The 3,104-nt window shown below is 37.4% G+C and carries 5 protein-coding genes; 3 read left to right on the top strand and 2 right to left on the bottom strand.

Annotated features, from left to right (window positions below; translation table 11 throughout):
- The 3 genes from FWE37_09455 to FWE37_09445 all read left to right on the top strand — a co-directional run.
- A partial coding sequence (locus FWE37_09455) for a hypothetical protein (GenBank protein MCL2521205.1) occupies positions 1-180 on the top strand: 180 nt, incomplete at its 5' end.
- A 262-nt stretch (positions 181-442) separates the two neighbouring features.
- Positions 443-823: a hypothetical protein gene (locus FWE37_09450; GenBank protein MCL2521204.1), complete on the top strand. Its 381-nt coding sequence runs from the start codon at positions 443-445 to the stop codon at positions 821-823.
- 377 nt (positions 824-1,200) lie between these two features.
- A complete protein-coding gene (locus FWE37_09445; protein ID MCL2521203.1) occupies positions 1,201-2,079 on the top strand; it encodes an Rpn family recombination-promoting nuclease/putative transposase in 879 nt (292 codons plus the stop codon).
- A gap of 77 nt (positions 2,080-2,156) precedes the next feature.
- Here the strand turns inward: FWE37_09445 and FWE37_09440 are convergent, their stop codons facing one another.
- A complete protein-coding gene (locus FWE37_09440; GenBank protein ID MCL2521202.1) occupies positions 2,157-2,867 on the bottom strand; it encodes a 16S rRNA (uracil(1498)-N(3))-methyltransferase in 711 nt (236 codons plus the stop codon).
- Positions 2,864-3,104 (bottom strand): glycogen-binding domain-containing protein (locus FWE37_09435; protein ID MCL2521201.1); only part of this gene is annotated, 241 nt, incomplete at its 5' end. The genes FWE37_09435 and FWE37_09440, both read right to left, overlap by 4 nt.

Raw genomic sequence — 3,104 nt, 5'->3', positions numbered from 1 at the left:
AGCAGCGATAGCGTTGTTCTTAATATTGGTGGTAATACCAGTTATAGTTATAGTGTAAGCGGCGATACTTTAAGGCTTACTATAATGGGCGTTGAAGCTTTTAGATTTACTATTAGCAATAACAACAATACCCTTACCGGCACCGGCGCTGCTGCCGGCATGACCTTTACAAGGCAATAATACCTGCCGTAGTTACTGTTAATTTAGTTAATAATCACTTTAAACCCATCTTAAAGCTTAATTTGAGATGGGTTTTGTTTATGCAAAACAAAGCTTGCCACTTATAATAGATTACCGCCGCAATTATAGATAAATATAATTCAGTAAAGATATTTATAGTATAATTTTACTTAAAACCCTCTTGACAAATTATTAATTGTATTATAACATATCATTTAGAACGTTCGGACAAAAATTTAAATAAAAATAGAGGATTTTTCTTATGAAAAGCAAAAAATTATATGCTTTAATGTTAATAGTGGCTTTGGCTTTATTTGCCTGTAGTAACGATAAAGACAGCGGCAACAGCGGCAACCCACTGGCCGATTCTACCTTTAGGCGAAGCATAATGGGAGTGTATGATGATTTAGTATTTGGCAGCGGTAACACCGTAACCATTATACCTGACGGGAGAGAAAATTTTACGGCTACCTATGCTAGAGACGGCAGAAGAGTAACCTTAACCCAAACTTCGGGTTCGGCAGCCGATTGGCAAAGTATTTTTGGAGCTGCAACCCACCTAGAGCTTAGCAGTGATAACGACTCGCTTCAATTAATGCTTAATAGCACCAGCATTCCGTTTGGCACTTTTAGAAGGCAATAAGCTATTTATTTAAATTACTAGTAATTATATTAACTAACCTATCTTAAAGTAAAACTTAAGATAGGTTTTGTTTATCTATCACTAAAGCCATCGCCATCGCACAGGCCGTTTCGCTACGTACAATGCGGCTGCCCATTGTGTATTGGCCGGCATTAAACCGGCCTTTACAGTTATTAGAGACGGAATGGGAACTTTAGGCATCGCTCCCGAGTATATTTTTACGCGGCAATAACAATTTATAGTATTTTAAATTTTACTATTAACCCAGTTAATAATTATCTGAGTTAATTTTTTTACACTCTAAAATATAATTATAATAATATATACATTAAAACACATTCGTTGACAAAAACCTTAAATAATTTTATACTATAACTATGGATAAGCCTAAAACGACTAATACCCCCAAAGACAGTGTTTTTACATTTCTTTTTAATGATGAAACAAAACTTCGTGAGCTTTATTTTGCTTTAACTGGGACTAAAATAACTAAAGATGTCCCAATAATCATAAATACCCTTAAAGATGTATTATTTATGGAGCGTATTAATGATATTTCTTTTGAAGTTAATGGACAATTAATTGTGCTTATCGAGCATCAATCTACTATTAATAAAAATATGCCGCTTCGTATGTTTTTATATGCAGCACGGCTTTACGAGAAAATATTTAGCGATGATAAAAATATTTATAGAGCAAGCCGCATAACGATACCACGACCACAATTTTTCGTACTCTATAATGGCTTAGCGCCTATGTTGGAAGACGAAAAAATCCTTAAGCTTTCCGAAAGTTTTGCTGATTACGGTGATAACTTTATCCATCTTGAGTTGGAAATAAAAGTAATAAATATTAATTATGGCCGTAACATTGATATAGTAAATAAAAGTAAAAATTTATCCGATTATAGTGCCTTTATAGCCAAGATTGAAGAAGGAAAGATGGAAGGGCTAACTAAAGAAGACGCTTTTAATGAAGCAATAAAATATTGCGTCAGTAATAATATACTGAAAGAATTTTTACAAACACATAGTTCGGAGGTATTTAATATGCTTACAACAACTTGGGATTGGGATAAATATTATGAAGTTCGTTTAGAAGAAACACGGGAGGAAGGTATCAAAGAAGGTATCAAAGAAGGTATCAAAACATTAGCTCGCAACCTTTTAGCAGATGGAGTATCTATGCAGCTTATAGCAAAAAATACTGGCTTAAACGAACAGGAATTAAAAAAGCTACAACAAGGGCAGGAGTAAATAACCTCAGTCTGTCTGTTATAGGTAAAATGTTGTAACAACGGCAAATAACTTATAATAATTTAAGGCAAACCTAATTATAACCTATCTATCACTAAAGCCATCGCCATCGCACAGGCCGTTTCGGTACGTACAATGCGGCTACCCATTGTGTATTGGCCGGCATTAAAAAAATTTAAAGCCATTAGCTCACGCTCGGTAAAGCCGCGTTCGTTACCAATTACTAAGGCCGTTAAGCCGCTAAGCTGCGCCAGCTCTTTAGTACTGCGGCTAGCTAAAGGGTGCATAGCTACCACGTTGTTAGCTTTAGCTTCGTTTAAGGCACTGCGCAAACTGTTAAAACGTTTAATGCTGGGCATAATAACTGTACCGGCCAGCATTAAACCGGCCTTTACATCATTTAAATAACTATCATCTTTCCATAACGAACTGGTCTCGTAACCGCGCTCGCCGTTTTCGGCATTATAAATATAAATAGCCTTAACACCACAAGCCGTCATATCACGCAGCAGGCGGCGCATAACTAACGGCCTAACCATACCTAACACCAAAATAAGGGGCAAGGGTTGTAAAGAAGGCTCTTCGGCTTTATTGGTTGCTTGATAGTTAAAGCGGATACCACCATCAATGTTAGTAATTGTGGCCAACCCAACGCTAACATTAAGCAGACCGGCTTTAAAGCTATCGCCTGCCTTAAGCTTTAAAACTTTAAGGATATGCTGCCCGCGTTCATCATGGCAGGAGATACCGTTGGTAAGCTCGGTTTCGTTAAGGAGGATAAGGTTCATCGGCTAACCGGCGGTACAACTATTTGGCTAACCAGCTGACCGCTGCTGCGAAAAGTATATTGATTAAAATTGGCCGGGTCGGTTATCCGGCGGCCATTTACTAAAAAGGCATAATGATAAGTACCAGCATTTAAAGGGATAGCCACCCTAAAAACACCGTGCTCAACCTCGGTAAGGGGGAAGATAAACGGGTCCCAGTTGCTAAAACTACCCATAATAAACACACTACTGCCGCTT

This window comes from Spirochaetaceae bacterium (assembly GCA_009784515.1).
GTDB lineage: Bacteria > Spirochaetota > Spirochaetia > WRBN01 > WRBN01 > WRBN01.
The sequence above is the reverse complement of the archived record's forward strand: the minus strand, read 5'-3'. Positions and strand labels throughout refer to the sequence as shown.